At 61.0% G+C, this 16863-nt stretch carries 16 protein-coding genes and 1 tRNA gene; 8 read left to right on the top strand and 9 right to left on the bottom strand.

Translation table 11 applies throughout. The annotated features are described in order from the left end of the window. Positions 1-285 precede the first annotated feature (285 nt). Both ASF84_RS25735 and ASF84_RS25730 read left to right on the top strand, forming a co-directional pair. A complete protein-coding gene (locus ASF84_RS25735; RefSeq protein ID WP_056841724.1) occupies positions 286-1314 on the top strand; it encodes a hypothetical protein in 1029 nt (342 codons plus the stop codon). 169 nt (positions 1315-1483) lie between these two features. After that, positions 1484-2938 (top strand): TrkH family potassium uptake protein, encoded by a 1455-nt coding sequence (locus ASF84_RS25730; RefSeq protein ID WP_056841723.1) that lies wholly within the window; start codon positions 1484-1486, stop codon positions 2936-2938. 48 nt (positions 2939-2986) lie between these two features. On the opposite strand, the gene ASF84_RS25725 is transcribed toward ASF84_RS25730, so the two are convergent. Continuing rightward, positions 2987-3523 carry a helix-turn-helix domain-containing protein gene (locus tag ASF84_RS25725; protein WP_056841722.1) on the bottom strand — a complete coding sequence of 179 codons (537 nt, stop codon included), beginning with the start codon at positions 3521-3523 and terminating at the stop codon, positions 2987-2989. 132 nt (positions 3524-3655) lie between these two features. On the opposite strand from ASF84_RS25725, the gene ASF84_RS25720 reads away from it, so the two are divergent. Genes ASF84_RS25720 through ASF84_RS25710 form a run of 3 tightly spaced genes read left to right on the top strand, consistent with a single transcriptional unit; the run spans position 3656 to position 6123 of the window. Then, positions 3656-4438: an aldolase gene (locus ASF84_RS25720; RefSeq protein WP_056841721.1), complete on the top strand. Its 783-nt coding sequence runs from the start codon at positions 3656-3658 to the stop codon at positions 4436-4438. A gap of 40 nt (positions 4439-4478) precedes the next feature. Continuing rightward, entirely contained in the window at positions 4479-5372 is an 894-nt protein-coding gene (locus ASF84_RS25715; RefSeq protein WP_056841720.1) for a dihydrodipicolinate synthase family protein, read from the top strand. Next, positions 5314-6123, top strand: coding sequence for a type 1 glutamine amidotransferase (locus ASF84_RS25710; RefSeq protein WP_236709479.1), 810 nt, complete (start codon positions 5314-5316; stop codon positions 6121-6123). Before ASF84_RS25715 ends, ASF84_RS25710 begins: the two co-directional genes overlap by 59 nt. A gap of 35 nt (positions 6124-6158) precedes the next feature. Here ASF84_RS25710 and ASF84_RS25705 read toward each other — a convergent pair whose 3' ends face one another. After that, the gene (locus ASF84_RS25705) at positions 6159-7127 is read right to left on the bottom strand and encodes an AraC family transcriptional regulator (protein ID WP_056841718.1); all 969 of its coding nucleotides are present in this window, start codon (positions 7125-7127) and stop codon (positions 6159-6161) included. 102 nt (positions 7128-7229) lie between these two features. On the opposite strand from ASF84_RS25705, the gene ASF84_RS25700 reads away from it, so the two are divergent. From ASF84_RS25700 to ASF84_RS25690, 3 genes are read left to right on the top strand one after another with little or no spacing between them, the layout of a single operon-like run. Next, positions 7230-8486 carry an MFS transporter gene (locus ASF84_RS25700; protein WP_056841717.1) on the top strand — a complete coding sequence of 419 codons (1257 nt, stop codon included), beginning with the start codon at positions 7230-7232 and terminating at the stop codon, positions 8484-8486. Between the two features lie 45 nt (positions 8487-8531). Next, positions 8532-9878, top strand: a complete 1347-nt coding sequence (locus tag ASF84_RS25695; RefSeq protein ID WP_056841716.1) for an MFS transporter — start codon at positions 8532-8534, stop codon at positions 9876-9878. Further along, positions 9878-11542 (top strand): N,N-dimethylformamidase beta subunit family domain-containing protein, encoded by a 1665-nt coding sequence (locus ASF84_RS25690; RefSeq protein WP_056841715.1) that lies wholly within the window; start codon positions 9878-9880, stop codon positions 11540-11542. The genes ASF84_RS25695 and ASF84_RS25690 overlap by 1 nt, the downstream gene beginning before the upstream one ends. Before the next feature lie 152 nt (positions 11543-11694). Here ASF84_RS25690 and ychF read toward each other — a convergent pair whose 3' ends face one another. From ychF to lolB, 7 genes are all read right to left on the bottom strand, one after another. Beyond that, positions 11695-12795: a redox-regulated ATPase YchF gene (ychF, locus tag ASF84_RS25685; protein ID WP_056841714.1), complete on the bottom strand. Its 1101-nt coding sequence runs from the start codon at positions 12793-12795 to the stop codon at positions 11695-11697. Positions 12796-12815: 20 nt separating this feature from the next. Beyond that, a complete protein-coding gene (gene pth / locus ASF84_RS25680) occupies positions 12816-13400 on the bottom strand; it encodes an aminoacyl-tRNA hydrolase (protein ID WP_056841713.1) in 585 nt (194 codons plus the stop codon). Positions 13401-13543: 143 nt separating this feature from the next. Continuing rightward, the gene (locus ASF84_RS25675; RefSeq protein ID WP_056841712.1) at positions 13544-14152 is read right to left on the bottom strand and encodes a 50S ribosomal protein L25/general stress protein Ctc; all 609 of its coding nucleotides are present in this window, start codon (positions 14150-14152) and stop codon (positions 13544-13546) included. A 138-nt stretch (positions 14153-14290) separates the two neighbouring features. Beyond that, complete coding sequence (locus ASF84_RS25670) at positions 14291-15232, bottom strand: ribose-phosphate pyrophosphokinase (protein WP_056841711.1); 942 nt, start codon at positions 15230-15232, stop codon at positions 14291-14293. A 47-nt stretch (positions 15233-15279) separates the two neighbouring features. Next, a tRNA-Gln gene (locus ASF84_RS25665) sits at positions 15280-15354 on the bottom strand. 38 nt (positions 15355-15392) lie between these two features. Next, on the bottom strand, positions 15393-16241 hold the full coding sequence (gene ispE, locus ASF84_RS25660) for a 4-(cytidine 5'-diphospho)-2-C-methyl-D-erythritol kinase (protein ID WP_056841710.1): 849 nt from the start codon (positions 16239-16241) through the stop codon (positions 15393-15395). A gap of 2 nt (positions 16242-16243) precedes the next feature. Further along, on the bottom strand, positions 16244-16861 hold the full coding sequence (lolB, locus tag ASF84_RS25655) for a lipoprotein insertase outer membrane protein LolB (RefSeq protein ID WP_056841709.1): 618 nt from the start codon (positions 16859-16861) through the stop codon (positions 16244-16246). Positions 16862-16863: the final 2 nt, after the last annotated feature.

Here is a 16863-nt window from a genome sequence, read left to right as displayed (position 1 = left end):
AATTGTCATTGTGTCGTGCCGTTGATCGGAAACTTTAATGGCACTTTGCCAATATCCGGTTGTCGTGTCGTTTTGAGTGAGAATCAGCACTGTTTGCGACAGTTTCCTGATGCCGCCGATCGTGTCGGTGTGAGTATGGCGAACCTGGCCACCGTATTCATGGATGGCCTATGCGCTGAAGTTTCCGGGCCTGCCCGGTGTTGGCATCTTGCCGAGAGCGGCTTGTACGCGCCTGCGCCGGGCCGTATCGTGGCCCCCTCGATGACTGCCCGACAGGAAGGACCCATGACTGTGCCCCATCGGCTCAACGCACCGGATCGGGATGAGCTGGAGACCCTCGCGCATCGACTGGCCAACGAGGCCGGCACGACCTTTATCGTTCAGTTTTCTTCGCCAGAGCAGTACCCGGCGGATGTGCTGCATCTGCTGGATGATCTGTGTGCACGTTACGCCGAACGTATCGATGTGCGTTTCTACGGACACTATGCGGATGCCTGCTTTGACGGCCACACCTTGCAGGCGTTGCCGCATGTGCGTGTCCTGACGCTCGACTGCCTGTATCAGTTCACCGGGCTTGAGGCGATCAAGGCGCTTGCGCACCTGAGCAGCCTGGCCATCGGCGTCGAGAAATTCGACCTGAACCCTGTCGTGGCTTTCGAGAACCTGCAAACGCTGTGTGAGCTCAGGCTTTCGCAATTCACCGGTCCCAAACTGGACCTTGCGCCGGTCAGCACTATGTCACGCCTGCATGCCTTGCACCTGAGCGCGCCTGCGCAAGGGCTTGAGCCGCTGCGCCAGCATGCCGCCCTGGCCACGCTGAGCCTGTATCGGCAGCCCGCGACCATGACATTCGAGGGGGTATCGACCCTGGCCGGTCTCAAAGACCTGTCGATTGGTTTCGGCAGCCGCAAAGCCATGCCGGAACTGTGCAGTGACAGCGTTGAGCGGATGTCGCTGCTGCGGGTTCGCGGCCTGGGCCAGTTCGATCCTGGCCGGTTTCCCGGGCTGCAGGCACTGGAGATCGAAGACCAGCCGCACCTTCAGGACCTGGTGATCGAGCACACCCCTGGCTTGCACACGCTGAAACTGTCCAATCTCAAGGCTTTGTCGAACCTGCAGGGCCTGGGCCAGTCGTCGCTGGCACACCTTGAGGTCTACAAGACACCGGCACTGGATCTGCTGGGGCTGCTGAACGGTCCGCTGCCCGCACTGGAGTCGCTCAAACTGATCTCAGGCAAGCGCAAGCTCGACGAGCAGATCATGGCCCGGCAGAACGCACTCGGTATCCCCAGGCCGGTGTTCGGCCCTGCCTGAGCCTGTTTGCACCACGACTCGCCAGCTGATGCAGGCCCGCCCGGCACAGCCCCAGGCCGCCTGCTGACCTGCGGAAAATGGCGGATTGCCGGTAAATTTTACGCCGAATTTACAGAGTCTCCGGAGCAGGCATCCGATACTGGGCGGTCATGATCTGAAATGCTCTGTTATGTCCCTCGCCGCACTTCGGCTTATCGGTTTTATCCTGGGTATTTTTCTGATCACGCTGTCCATCAGCATGGTTGTTCCCCTGATCACGCTTGTGGTCCATGCGCGTAGCGACGACGTGTCGGCCTTTCTCTGGTCCGGTCTGATTACGCTCATCTGTGGGCTCCTGCTGATCGTGCGGGGGCGCCCGCAGAGCGGCCAGCTTCGTCCGCGGGATATGTACCTGCTGACCACTGGCAGTTGGGTGGTGGTGTGCACCTTCGCGGCATTACCCATGGTGTTCATCAGTGATATCAGCTACACCGATGCATTCTTTGAAACCATGTCCGGCATCACGACCACCGGCTCGACGGTGCTCACCGGCCTGGATAGCGCTTCTCCGGGCTTGTTGATCTGGCGCTCCATGCTGCATTGGTTGGGAGGCATCGGTTTTATCGGCATGGCGGTCGCGATCCTTCCCCTGTTGCGGGTGGGCGGCATGCGTCTGTTCCAGACAGAGTCTTCTGACTGGTCCGAGAAAGTGACGCCGCGCTCGCATGTGGCCGCCAAGTACATCCTGCTGCTGTATCTGGGGCTGACCGGTATCGGTACCCTGGCGCTGTGGCTCGCGGGCATGACGCCGTTTGAGGCGGTCAACCACGCCATGTCGTTGATCTCGACCGGGGGCTTCTCGACGTCGGACGCCTCGCTTGGGCATTGGACGCAACCCTCGATTCACTGGGTGGCCGTGGCAATCATGATCCTGGGCAGCCTGCCATTCACCTTGTACGTCGCGACGCTGCGTGGCCATCGGCGCGCGCTGATCAACGATCACCAGGTGCGCGGGTTCCTCGGGTTCTTGCTCGTTACGTCGCTGGCGGTGGGAACCTGGCTGTGTGTCCATAGCGATTACGGATGGTGGGATGCGTTTCGTATCGTGGCTGTCAATGTGACCTCGGTCGTCACCACCACGGGCATTGCTGTTGGCGACTACACCTTGTGGGGCAGCTTCTCGGTCTTGCTGTTTTTCTATCTGACCTTTGTGGGCGGCTGTTCCGGCTCTACGGCGGGCGGTCTGAAAATCTTTCGCTTTCAGCTTGCTGGCGCGCTGCTGGTCAGCAGCTTGAAGCAATTGATCCACCCCCGTGCGGTGATTCAGAAAAAATACAACGGTCATCCCATCGACGAGGAGGTCTTGCGCTCGCTTTTGACCTTCTCGTTTTTCTTTACCATCACCATTGCCGTCATTGCCTTGGGCCTGGCCCTCATCGGGCTCGACTGGACCACCGCCTTGAGCGGTGCCGCCACGGCGGTGTGTAACGTCGGGCCGGGGCTTGGGACGATCATCGGGCCGGCCGGTAATTTCTCGACACTGCCCGATGCAGCCAAATGGCTGCTGACCGTGGGCATGTTGCTGGGGCGGCTGGAAATCCTGACGGTGCTGGTGCTCATCACGCCGGTTTTCTGGAGGTATTGAGCCTGCTTGTCGCATGCAGGCGCGTCCGGCGACGGCCCGTCCAGGCCGTTACTGCGCGCTGTGCACCACCACCAGCAACTCGGCCTGTTCGTCTGAAACGGTGCGCAGCCGGTGGGATTTCTGCGCATTGAAATGCAATGCGTCGCCCTCATCCAGCGTCTGTCGCTCGTGACCAAAGTCGATTTCGACACGGCCTTTGACCACGTAAATGAATTCCTCGCCGAGGTGTTCCTTGAACGCCGAATGGCCAAACGAGCGGGGCGGATAGACCAGAAACGGCAACAGCGCCCGATGGCCGATATGGCGCGCCAGCGGTACATGAGCCGGTGATACCCCCGCATCATTGGGCTCACGCTGCTGGCGACGCACCAGGCTGTAACCTTCGGCCGGCAAGGCTTCGGTGCTGAACAGTTCCTCGGCCTGAGCGTTCAGCGCCTTGGCCAGCCTGAGCGCCACCGCAATGGACGGCGAGCTCAAGCCTCTCTCCACCTTGGACAGGTAACTCTTGGTCAGCCCGGTCTGCTCGGCCAGTTGCTCCAGGGTCATGCCCATCTTCTTACGCAAGATTCTCAGCTGTACCGCCATCCAACGCAGTTCCTTGAAAAATGACACAAGGGTTGTATATGACACAAAGTGTCATTATGATTGTTTTGTGTCCTGAGCAGTCGTTGCCGCGACTGCCCGGAAATTGTGACTTGCCTCGATCAGGTACTGACCATGTCCACGACCTTGCAAACCCCAAAAGACCAACTCGTCAAACACGCAGAACAACAGATGCAGAGCGCGCTGGTCGACAACGATTACAGCGTAAGACAAAAGCTTGCACTGACTTGTCGGATTCTGTTCGACGGCGGCCATGATTCGGGACTGGCCGGCCAGATTACTGCGCGGGCCGAGACGGCCGGGACCTATTATACGCAGCGCCTGGGCCTGGGCTTTGACGAGATTTCAGGCTCCAGTCTGCTGGTGGTCGATGAAGACCTCCAGGTGCTCAAGGGCCAGGGCATGGCCAACCCGGCCAATCGCTTTCACAGCTGGCTGTACCGCGCCCGTCCGGACGTGAACTGCATTATCCACACGCATCCGCTGCACAGCGCCACGCTGTCGATGCTGGAGGTGCCGCTCGCCATTTCCCACATGGACACCTGCCCGCTGTTCGATGACTGCGCCTTTCTCAAGGACTGGCCGGGCATTCCGGTGGGTAACGAAGAGGGCGAAATCATTTCCAGGGCCATCGGCGACAAGCGCGCCATCCTGCTGGCTCACCACGGCTTGCTGATTGCGGGCGGCTCGGTCGAGGAAGCCTGTGTGCTGGCCTTGTTGTTCGAGCGCGCCGCCAGAATGCAGTTGCTGGCCATGGGTGCGGGGGAGATCCGTCCCATCCCCGAGGCATTGGGCCAGGAAGCTCACGACTGGATCTCCACCGCCAAACGTCACGGCGCCGCCTTCAACTACTACGCGCGGCGCGCACTGCGTGCCCACGGTGATTGCCTGGCCTGATTCCTCTCTACTCACTGATCAAAATGACCAAGGTGCCTGCATGTCTACTTCCGTAATTCGTGGCGTTATCGGCTACACCATCACCCCGTTCAAGGCCGATGGTTCACTTGATCTGCCTGCCCTGGGGTTGTCCATCGACACACTGATCGCTTCTGGCGTGCATGCCATTGCGCCTCTGGGCAGCACCGGGGAGGGGGCTTACCTGTCGGACGCCGAATGGGAATCGGTCGTGCGTTTCAGCCTGGAGATCGTGGCCGGCCGCGTCCCGACCGTCGTCAGCGTTTCAGACCTGACCACGGCGCGCACCGTACAGCGCGCCCGCTTGGCCGAATCCTGCGGTGCCACAGCGGTCATGGTGCTGCCGGTGTCGTACTGGAAGCTGACCGACGCGGAAATCGTCGATCACTACAAGGCCATCGGCGCGGCCATCGAGCTTCCGATCATGCTCTACAACAACCCGGGCACCAGCGGCACTGACCTGTCGGTGGACCTGATCCTGCGCATTGTGCGTGAAGTGAGCAATGTCACCATGGTCAAGGAAAGCACAGGCGACATTCAGCGCATGCACCGCCTGTTCAAGGCTACGAACGGTGAGGTGGCCTTTTATAACGGTTGCAACCCGTTGACGCTCGAAGCGCTGGTGGCCGGCGCGACCGGGTGGTGCACGGCGGCGCCCAACCTTATCCCCGAGTTGAACCTGGCACTGTGGGAGGCGGTTCAGAGCGGCCAGATGGAACAGGCGCGGACGCTGTTCTACCGCCAGTACGACATGCTGGAGTACATCACGCGCCGCGGTTTGCCGACCACGATCAAGGCCGGTCTGAAGATGCAGGGCCTTGAGGTCGGTGCTCCGCGCCTGCCACTGCAACCGCTCGATGCTCAAGGGTGTGGCTTGCTCAAGGGGTTGCTGGACGAGTTGGCGTCGCAAGTCTGATGAACCTGAATCGGCAAGCGAGGGTAAAACCGTGAACGTCCATTTCGTGATGCATGAATCGTTTGAAGCGCCCGGTGCTTTTGCAGACTGGGTCAGTGCCCGAGGCTTCCAGGCGAGTTATTCGCGTGTTTATCAGGGCGATGCACTGCCCGGTGATGCCGGCTCGTTTGATTTGCTGGTGGTGCTGGGCGGTCCGCAAAGCCCGGCCACGACGCAGGCGCAGTGCCCGCACTTCAATGCCTTTGCCGAACGTGAGCTTATCAACAAGGCCATCGCGGCAGGCCGGATCGTTATCGGGGTCTGCCTGGGAGCGCAGTTGATCGGTGAAGCACTGGGGGCCGCGTTCAGCCACAGCCCTGAAAAGGAGATTGGCAAGTTCCCGATCTTCCTGACCGAGGAGGGCCTGGCTGACCCGAAGTGTTCACACTTCGGGAAGACCCTGGACGTCGGCCACTGGCACAGCGACATGCCAGGGCTTACGCCGGACGCCAGGATCATTGCATACAGTGAGGGGTGTCCGCGCCAGATCATCGCTTACAGTGATCGGGTGTACGGTTTTCAGTGCCATATGGAGCTCACCCGGCCTGTCGTGGAACGGTTGATCCAGGCGTCTGGCCACGAATGGCTGACATCAAGGCACGCACGTTTCGTACAGCAGCCAGAGGCACTGCGGGCCAATGATTACGCGCAAATGAATCAGAAGCTGTTTGTCTTTCTCGACAGGCTGGTCGAGCAGTCCCGGGCGGTATGAAGCGACCGGCACCTCTCGACGGCGTGTGCCCGGTTTCAAGTCACAGCGGGCTGCCTCACCTTGCGACTCAAGCCGGGCGTGTTGCCCGTAATGCGCTTGAATGCACGGCTGAAAGCAGCCTGGGAGGTATAGCCCAAACGCTGCGCTACCTCTTCGATCGGGAGCCTTTCGAGGGTCAGCCACTGGCTTGCAAGCCGCATTCGAAGTTCGGTGACATAGCGCAGCGGGGCCATGCCAATCGTCATCTGGAAGCGGTCCGCGAAGGCCGAGCGTGAGGTATTGCAGTGCTCTGCCAACTGCGCAACGGTCCAGTCGCGGCCCGGTTGTTGATGCAGCGCCAGCAGTGCACCGGCCAGGCGTGGATCGCGCAAGGCGGCGACCAGTCCAGAAGCATTCCCGCAGGCGCACTCCACCCAGCCGCGCACAACCATGGCGGCCACCACGTCGGCCAGACGCGCAAGGATACCGGCGAAGCCGATACGTGCAGCGCTTACCTCGCGTTCCATGGTGGCCAGGATCGGCACCAGCCCGGGGTAACGCTGGCCACCGGCATCAATCAGCATCAGGCCCGGCATCAGCCTGCCAAGGCCGTGGATACTGCCCAGTTCAAATTCCATACAAGCACTGAACAAAAGGGTACTCGGCGTGGGGCTGGCATCGGTTCCGGTCTCCACCGCGCTGACGGTGTCACCGAGGGGGGCGCCGTCCAGATCGTCGATGTCTTGAACAGGCTGGTCTGCATGAGAAAACAGCTGATGGGCCGCGCCGTGGGAGATAAACACGGCGTTGCCGGCAGACAGCGCGTAGGTGGTGTCGTCCTCCATTCGCAGCACCGCATTGCCAATGGCCATGAAGTGGAACCAGGCATGCCCGGGTTTTTCCGTGAAGCCCAGACCGAAGGCAGGGCCCGCCTGGATACGCCGGTACTGGACACCACGCAGGCGCATGCCGCGCAACAGTTCGTTGATGAGATCCGAGGAGAGAGCAAATTGATCATCAGGCATCGGTCAGGTGTTTCGGTCAAAAACCAGAGATTTTCGATCATAGATCATCCAGCTTTCGGCGCCTAGACTTCGGTTCGCAATGAAGATTGGGAGATTCGTGCAATGACCGATTGTGTATGTAATGCCGTACCCGACCGCCATCCCGGCATCGATTCGGATGTAGAGCCTGCAACCCCCGCGTGGATGGCCGTCTTCTCGTTGGCCTTGGGGGTGTTCGGATTACTGACCGCTGAGTACCTGCCAGCCAGTTTGTTGACGCTGATGGCGACTGACCTGGGCGTGTCCGAAGCGCTGGCTGGCCAGGCGGTAACGGTAACGGCAGTGGTAGCGCTGTTCGCCGGCTTGTTGGTGCCAGGCCTGACCCGCGGCATCGACCGACGTTGGGTGTTGCTGGGATTTTCCATGTTGATGGTCGCGTCCAATCTGTTGGTCGCCATTTCCTCCAGTTTCGCGGTGCTGTTGCTGATGCGCATCTTGCTGGGTATCGCCCTTGGCGGGTTCTGGAGCATGGCGGCGGCGGTCGCGATGCGTTTGGTGCCGAGTGCTCTATTGCCCCGGGCGCTATCGATCATTTTCAGCGGCATTGCCGTCGGGACGGTCGTGGCAGTGCCGCTGGGCAGCTATCTGGGCGGGCTGTATGGCTGGCGCAGCGCATTCTTTGCAGCGGCGGCGGTGGGCATGGTGACCCTGGTGTTCCAGTCGCTCACGCTGCCGCGCCTGGCGCCGCGCCGGCCGGCAAGACTGCGCACTGTTTTTGAGGTGTTGCAGCGCCCAGGCATCGCCATGGGGATGTTCGGTTGTGTGCTGGTGCACAGCGGGCACTTTGCGATGTTCACCTATGTTCGGCCCTTCCTTGAAGGGACTACCGGCATTGGCCCGCAAGGACTGTCACTGATGTTGCTGGGGTTCGGGGTGGCGAACTTCGTCGGCACGCTGTTGGCCGGGAAGCTGCTGGAGCGCCACCCGCTGGCCACGCTGGTGTTGATGCCCGCCCTGGTCGGCGTTGCAGCCCTGGCGCTGGTGCTGTTGCCGGCCTCGCTGCCAGGGCAGGCGCTCCTGCTGGCGATCTGGGGCCTGGCCTTTGGTGGTGTGCCGGTCGCGTGGTCGAACTGGGTCGCCAGCGCGGTACCTGATCAGGCGGAAAGTGCCGGAGGCATGGTGGTGGCATCGGTGCAGTCGGCCATCGCCACGGGCGCCGCCGCAGGCGGTGCACTGTTCAGCCTCGGTGGCAGCACAGGCGTATTTATAGCGGCGGCTGTGCTGATGCTGCTGGCCGCGTTGCTGATTGCGCTGCGCGTCCGCGTCCCGGCCCCTTCTGTCCAGGGGGCTCACCCGCCCAAGCCCGCGTTGCACGTTTGATCCGGTTGGTCCAACCGCTTCGATCCCGTCACCAGGAGATACTCCATGAACAATACGACGTCTCATCAAGGACGCCTCAAGTCGTTGCGCGCAGCCGGTATCGGCAATGCGCTTGAATGGTTCGACTGGACCCTGTACGCCACCTTTTCGGTGTACCTGGCCCGCAATCTGTTCGACAAGACCGATGCGCGCTCGGCGATGCTCGCGACGCTTGCGGTGTTTGCGGTTGGCTTTGTCGCACGCCCTGTCGGCGGATGGTTGTTTGGCCGACTGAGCGACCGACTGGGGCGCCGGACCATCATGGTGCTCACCATGCTGCTGCTTGCGATCAGCAGCCTGGGTATCGCGCTGATCCCTGACTATCAAAGCATCGGCCTGTATGCCTCGGTCGCGTTGCTGTTTTTTCGGCTTATGCAGGGGCTCGCCCATGGTGGCGAGACCGGCGTCTCCTACACCTATGTCGCCGAGATCGCTCCAAGCAAACACCGGGGATTATGGTCGAGTTCGGTCTATGTGGGGGTGACGCTCGGGGTGATGGCGGCGACGGCCGTGGCGGCGACACTCACCTGGCTGCTGGGTGCGCAGGCCATGGGCGACTACGGCTGGAGGATTGGCTTCGCCATTGGTGGCGTACTTGGCATTTATGCGCTGTTTCTGCGCCGCAGTGCGCAGGAATCCGATGTGTTCGTCGCGCAGCAGGGGCAAGCGCAGCCGTCGCGCAAGCTGACCACCGCAGAGGTGCTACGCGTCGCGCGTAACATCGTCATGCTGGCAGCCGCAGCCAATGTCACTTACTACGCCTGGGTCACGTTCGGCGCTTCGACCGCGATTGCGCAGGGCATGGACGCCACGGGTGCTTATGTCGCCAGTCTTCTCGCACAGATCCTCTGTGTGTGCTGGTTGCCGGTCTGCGGCATGTTGTCCGATCGGGTAGGCCGCCGACCCATGGTCATTGCCTGGGGGCTGGGCGTGATCGTGCTGACCTATCCACTCTCGATCATGGTGACCACTGAGCCCTGGACGCTGTTCCTGGCCCAGGTGCTGGGGCTTGGTGCCTGGTCGTTGATCGCGGCGATTTTCCCTGCGGTGCTGTCCGAGCAGGTCCCTACCCAGGCACGGGCCCAGGGCGTCGGCTTGGTCTCGTCGGTGTCCGTGGCGATCTTTGGCGGCACGGCCCCCTATCTGCACAACTATCTGGGTGGCGCCGACCTTGGCTATCTGTACGTCAGCTATGTCATCGGGTTGGGCGTAGTCACCGTCCTGGCAGGGGTGCTGATCGACGAAACGGCGGGCATCGATCTTGCGCAGATCAAGGCGCCTGGTACTCGACTCAGCGTAAACCCATTGGCTTGTCGAGCCGCAGAATCAGCCGATCAAGGGAGTGCACATTAATGAACGCAACCGACCTGAAAAAAGCCGCTGCGCGAGGTGAGCGACCGGGCGCCGGCGTGACGGTCAGCCAGATTTCAGGACCGCGCCAGGCCGCACGCGAGACCTGGGTTGAAGTCCCTTCAGCGTCCGGCCCGGCGGCCGCCTGGTGCTACTCGGATCGCCGCGCCTATAGCCCGGGTGATTCGGTTTGCCTGTATCTGTCGTCGAACTGCCCGCAAGTGAGGCTCAGGATCTATCGCGATGGCGCCATTGCCCGCACGCTGCACACCACCGACAGCCTTGATGCGCGATTCCACCCCCTGCCTGAACGGGCCTATGAGCATGGCTGCCAGTGGCCCGTCTTCATGCAATGGTCAATCCCGGCGGATGCCGAGCAGGGCGGCTATATAGTGGAAGTTCAGGACGGTACTGGCAGCGTCCTGGGGCATCATCTGTTTATCGTCAAGGCGCTGCGCAAGCGTATCGATGCCTTGGTGCTCGTCGCGGCCACATCGACGTGGGCCGCTTATAACGACTGGGGCGGTGCCAATCATTACTTTGGCCTTCACCCCGGTACGCCGCGCGGCCGCTCACCCTTGCTGTCGGCACAGCGTCCCTGGGCGCGAGGGCAGGTGTGGCTGCCTGAGGATGCACCACGTTGCGTCAACGCGAACCGGCCCCGCCAGCCAGGCCCGGCGCGCTATGAATTCATCGAGTGGGCGGGCCTTAACGGCTACGCCAAGTACTACGCGCTGGCGGGGTGGGCGTCTTACGAGAGGCCCTTTCTGATCTGGGCCGAACAGCAAGGTTATCCGGTGCATATCCTGACCCAGGACGACTTGCATCATGATCCGCATGCGCTTGAGGGCTACGCCTGTGCCGTCTTCGTCGGGCACGATGAGTACTGGACGCGGGAAATGCGCGACCATGTCGATGCCTTTGTCGAGGAGGGCGGCAAGGTCGCGCGCTTCGCCGGCAATTTCATGTGGCAGATTCGCCTGGAGGATGAGGGGCGCCGGCAAGTGGCCTACAAGTACGATGCCGGTGCGCTCGATCCTGTGGCGGCTACCGAGCCTCACCGGCTGACGGGGGCCTGGGAAGATCCGAGGGTCAATGACCCCGGGGCAACGACTTTCGGGGTGAATGCGCTGCGCGGGATATACGGCAGCTTTGGGGGCATGGCGCCGCGCAACCCGCGCGGGTACACGGTCTTCAGGCCTGGGCACTGGGCGTTCATGGGGACGGGCCTCGGCTACGCGGACATGTTCGGAGACGAAGCCAACATTTTTGGCTATGAGGTCGATGGCCTGGAATACACCTTCATCAACGGCCTCCCGGAACCGCTCGGCACAGACGGGGCGCCCTGCGGGTTGCAAATTCTCGCCATGGGCTGGGCGACCAATGCCGAGCATGGCCGGTCCGAGGATGTCTATTCATTCATGCTCGGCGATGGCGATGCTAGGTTTCGTGCGTCCATCCTGGCGCCCGACCTGAGCGACGCCAGCATCGATGTGCATAGCCGCGGGGCCGGCATGGTGGTGCACTTTCACAAAGGTCGAGGTGAAGTCTTCACCGCCGCCACGTGCGAATGGGTACATGGGCTCAAGCAGGCAGACGTTTACACGGTGACGATCACAAAAAATGTGCTTGAGCGTTTCTTGCGTACTGCACAGGAGGTCCGCTGAACACCTTGAATCCGAGCCACGGGGCCTGAATGGGTGAGCGGCCTGGGCCTGAAACGAAAGGCGCTGCCCTGAAACAGTAAAACCGCGCAAAGGCGCGGTTTTACTTGGGGTTCTCAGTGTTTCAGAACACACCCTGAAACTTGATGGACCGATCAGACGTTGAAACGGAAGTGCAACACGTCACCGTCCTTGACGATGTAGTCCTTACCTTCCAGACGCCATTTACCGGCTTCTTTGGCCCCGGCCTCACCCTTGAACTGGATGAAGTCGTTGTACGCCACGCATTCGGCGCGGATGAAGCCTTTCTCGAAGTCGGTGTGGATCACACCGGCTGCCTGTGGCGCGGTGGCGCCGACCTTGACGGTCCAGGCGCGTACTTCTTCAACGCCAGCGGTGAAGTAGGTCTGCAGGTTGAGCATTTCGTAACCGGCGCGAATCACCCGGTTCAGGCCAGGCTCTTCCAGGCCCAGGGCTTCCAGGAACATGTCCTTTTCTTCGCCGTCATCGAGTTCGGCGATTTCCGCCTCGATCTTGTTGCACACCGGCACCAGCATCGCGCCTTCTTCTTCGGCGATGGCGCGAACCACATCCAGCAACGGGTTGTTCTCGAAACCGTCTTCGGCGACGTTGGCGATGTACATGACCGGTTTGGTGGTCAGCAGGTGGAAGCCGCGGATGACGGCTTTCTCGTCAGCGCTCATGTGCTTCATCAGGCTGCGCGCAGGCTTGCCTTCGGTGAAGTGGGCGATCAACTGTTCCAGCAGGCCTTTCTGGACCACGGCTTCCTTGTCGCCGCCCTTGGCGTTGCGCGTGACTTTCTGCAGTTGCTTCTCGCAGCTGTCGAGGTCGGCGAAGATCAGCTCAAGGTCGATGATCTCGATGTCGCGCTTGGGGTCGACGCTGTTGGAAACGTGAATCACGTTCTCGTCTTCGAAGCAGCGCACCACGTGGGCGATGGCATCGGTTTCGCGGATGTTGGCCAGAAACTTGTTGCCCAGGCCTTCACCTTTGGACGCGCCAGCCACAAGACCTGCGATGTCGACGAATTCCATGGTGGTCGGCAGGATGCGCTTGGGGTTGACGATCGCCGCCAGGGCCGCCAGGCGTGGGTCCGGCATAGGCACGATGCCGCTGTTCGGTTCGATGGTGCAGAAGGGAAAGTTCTCTGCCGCGATGCCGGATTTGGTCAGGGCATTGAACAGGGTGGACTTGCCGACGTTAGGCAGGCCGACGATGCCGCAATTGAATCCCATGGTGTTCCCCTCGTGTGATGTCAGGCCTTCTGGCTGTGCAGGTTTTTCATCGCGCGGTTCCATTCACCGGCGAGGATGTCCGGCAGCACGCCGAGGGCAAAGTCGATACTGGCGTCGATTTTTTCCTGTTCGGCGCGTGGCGCACGACCCAGGACAAAACCGGACACCTTGCTCGCATCGCCCGGGTGGCCGATGCCGACCCGCAAGCGATGGAAAGTATTCTGGTTACCGAGCTGCGCGATGATGTCGCGCAGGCCGTTGTGGCCGCCATGACCGCCGCCAACCTTCAGTTTGGCAACGCCTGGGGGGAGATCGAGTTCGTCGTGGGCCACCAGGATTTCATCGAGACCGATGCGGTAGAAGCCGGCAAGGGCTGCCACGGCCTGGCCGCTGCGGTTCATGTAGGTGGTGGGGATCAACAGACGAACATCCTGACCCTGGTGCGAGAAGCGCCCGGTCAGGCCAAAGAATTTGCGCTCGGCGACGAGATTGACCCGTTCAGCCGCAGCCATACGCTCAACGAAAAAAGCCCCTGCGTTATGCCGGGTCTGTTCGTATTCGGCGCCTGGATTTCCCAGGCCAACGATCAGTTTTATGGCGCTCACGACAGGGGCTCTTCCTTGGAGTTGTGGATAACATCGGCCGCGCGGGGCGGCGGTGGACAAAAATGGCTCATTTACCGGTGTAAACGCTGCGATTCAGGCCCGCGATGTTATCAGAGCAACTCGGCGTTACCAGGTAATGAAAATTACTCGGCAGCGCCTTCTTCACCTGCTTCTTCTTCAGCAGCAACACGTGGCGCGTGAACGTTGGCGATTGCCAGGTCGGTGCCGTGTGCCAGTGCTACGAACTCGACGCCTTTAGGGGCCTTGAGGTCGGACAGGTGAATGATGGTGCCGATTTCAGCGTTGCCCAGGTCAACTTCGATGAACTCAGGCAGGTCTTTCGGCAGAACGCTCACTTCCAGCTCGGTGGTAGTGTGCGAGATCTCGCCGCCTTTCTTGACCGGGGCTTCTTCGTTGATGAAGTGAACCGGAACCAGAGCGGTCAGTTTCTGACCGGCAACGACGCGGACGAAGTCAGCGTGCAGTACGTGACCCTTGGCCGGGTGACGTTGCAGGGCCTTGATCACGATGTCCTGCTTCTTGCCGCCGACGTTCAGCGAGATAACGTGGCTGAAAGCAGCTTCGTTCTCGATCAGTTTGGCGAGTTCCTTGGCCAGCAGGCTGATGGACTCAGGGGCCTTGTCACCACCGTAGATAACGGCAGGAACCTGGCTGGCGAGACGACGCAGGCGGCGGCTCGCACCTTTCCCCAGGTCGGAACGCACTTCAGCATTCAGAGTAAAATCGTTCATGTTGTATCTCCAAAATAGCCATATTCACCCTGGCGTTTGCGACCAGCGCCAGGGCGATACGGGCAAAAAAGCCCCGCCCTGACCGAATGTCAGGGCGGGGCGCTTTTCGAGGCGGGATGCAGGCTTCGGGCAGGGCCCTTAGCGGAACATCGCGCTGATCGATTCTTCGTTGCTGATGCGGCGAACCGCTTCAGCAACTACCGGCGCGATATCCAGTTGACGGATACGGCTGCAGGCTTGTGCGGCGGCGGACAACGGGATGGTGTTGGTCACCACCAGTTCGTCGAGCACGGAATTTTCGATGTTCTCGATCGCACGGCCCGACAGCACAGGGTGTGTGCAGTAGGCGAAGACCTTGGCCGCGCCATGCTCTTTCAGAGCCTTGGCGGCATGGCACAGGGTACCGGCAGTGTCGACCATGTCGTCGACCAGGATACAGGTGCGCCCTTCGACGTCGCCGATGATATGCATCACTTCGGAGTGATTGGCTTTCTCACGGCGTTTGTCGATGATCCCGAGATCGACACCCAGTGACTTGGCAACAGCACGTGCACGCACGACGCCACCAATGTCCGGGGAGACAATCATCAGGTTTTCAAAGCGCTGGTCTTCGATGTCGTCGACCAGTACGGGCGAACCGTAGATGTTGTCGACCGGGATATCGAAGAAACCCTGGATCTGGTCAGCGTGCAGATCAACCGTGAGCACACGATCGATCCCCACCACGGTGAGCATGTCAGCAACCACTTTGGCGCTGATGGCAACACGTGCGGAACGCGGGCGGCGATCCTGGCGGGCATAACCGAAGTAGGGAATCACAGCAGTGATCCGGGACGCTGATGAACGGCGGAAGGCATCTGCCATCACGACGAGTTCCATCAGGTTATCGTTGGTCGGTGCGCAAGTCGGCTGGATGATGAAGACGTCTTTACCGCGAACGTTTTCATTGATCTCAGCGCTGATTTCGCCGTCGGAGAACTTGCTGACGGAGACATCACCCAGAGGGATATGCAGCTGACGTACTACACGCCGAGCCAGATCGGGGTTGGCATTCCCCGTAAAGACCATCATCTTGGACACGCGCAGTACCTGGAGGCTGAGGGTAACCTGGATGAGTATAGAGAAAATGGCAGGGGCGGCTGGATTCGAACCAACGCATGGCAGGATCAAAACCTGCTGCCTTACCGCTTGGCGACGCCCCTGTAGGTGATGCTGATGAGTGCCTGGCACTCTGTTCCTGTTACAAATTTTGCAGTGTCCGGTGCAATAACGAAGTATTGCTGCCTTTGGCTACAAACCCTGTAAGGGTATCTGCAAGAAGGGCCGAGACTTTATCAGCTTCAGCTTTGTTTGGGAAGGCCCCAAACACACAACTTCCAGTTCCAGTCAGTTTTGCATCGGTATATTTACCGAGCTGTTTCAATGCGTTAGACACTTCTGGATAACGCCTTTCAACCACTGCCTGACAGTCATTTCGACCGTTTCCCTCGGGAACGGGGCGCACTTTAATGGGCTTGGAATCACGTGTCAACAAAGGATCTGAAAATATTTCTGCAGTACTTACAGCCACTTGTGGCACCAGTACCAGATACCACGGTTCTTCGGGGGTTACCGGGGTCAGGATTTCGCCCACGCCTTCGGCAAAGGCGGCCTGCCCGCGAATGAACACCGGCACGTCTGCTCCCAGGCTCAGGCCCAGTGCAGCGAGGCGGTTTTCATCCCAGCCCAGTTGCCACAGATGATTGAGGGCGAGCAGGGTGGTGGCGGCATCCGAGCTGCCGCCACCGATGCCGCCGCCCATGGGCAGGCGCTTGTCGAGCCAGATGTCGATGCCCTGTGTGCAGCCCGATTGCTGTTGCAGGGCACGGGCGGCGCGCACGATCAGGTTGCTGTCGTGGGCTACGCCTGCGATGTCGCTGTGCAGGACCACCTGGTCGTCTTCACGCAGGGCAAAGCCCAGTTCGTCGCCATGGTCGAGAAACTGGAAGATCGTCTGCAGCTCGTGGTAACCGTCGGTACGACGGCCGAGGATGTGAAGCATCAGGTTCAGCTTGGCCGGGGCCGGCAGGATCAGTTGCGGTGCAGCCATGCTCATTGCCCCAGCTTGCGCGGTTGCCAGTCCTTGACCACCAGGGTCACGTCCAGGTCCTGGCCATGCAGCTTGACCCGCTCGGGCAGCCAGTAGCCGTTCTGCTCGATATAGCTCAGGTATTCGACCTGCCAGCCATCCTGCTCAAGGCTGGCCAGGCGACTGTCGTCGTCCAGTGTCAGGCGGCTTTTGCTGTCGGGGGCCGGCAGCCCGCGAATCCACCACACCAGGTGCGAGACGGGCAGTTTCCAGCCCAGTTGCGCTTCAAGCAGGCTTTCCGGGGTGGTGGCTTCAAAGCGGCCCTGGTTGGCCACTTCCAGGCTCACTGCGCCTTCACGGCCGGTGAGGCGGGCGGCGCCGCGACCCAGGGGGCCGGACAGGCGAATATCGTAGTACTCCTGGCGCTGCAGCCAGAACAGCGTGCCGCTGCCGGAGTCTTTCGGCGCACGGATGCCGACCTTGCCGTTGATCTGCCAGCCGTCCAGGCCTGTCAGTTGCTGTTTGTGCACCCGCCATTGCGCGGGGTCGCCCTTGCCTTGCAGGGCTTCGCGAGAGCCCAGGCCGGTACAGCCGGCGAGCAGGGCAATGAGGGTGACAACGATGAAGTGGCGCAAATACATGG

Origin of the sequence: Pseudomonas sp. Leaf127, from assembly GCF_001423155.1 — a bacterium.
Lineage (GTDB): Bacteria > Pseudomonadota > Gammaproteobacteria > Pseudomonadales > Pseudomonadaceae > Aquipseudomonas > Aquipseudomonas ovata.
Note: the sequence above shows the minus strand (reverse complement) of the source record. Positions and strands in the feature narration are given on the sequence as shown.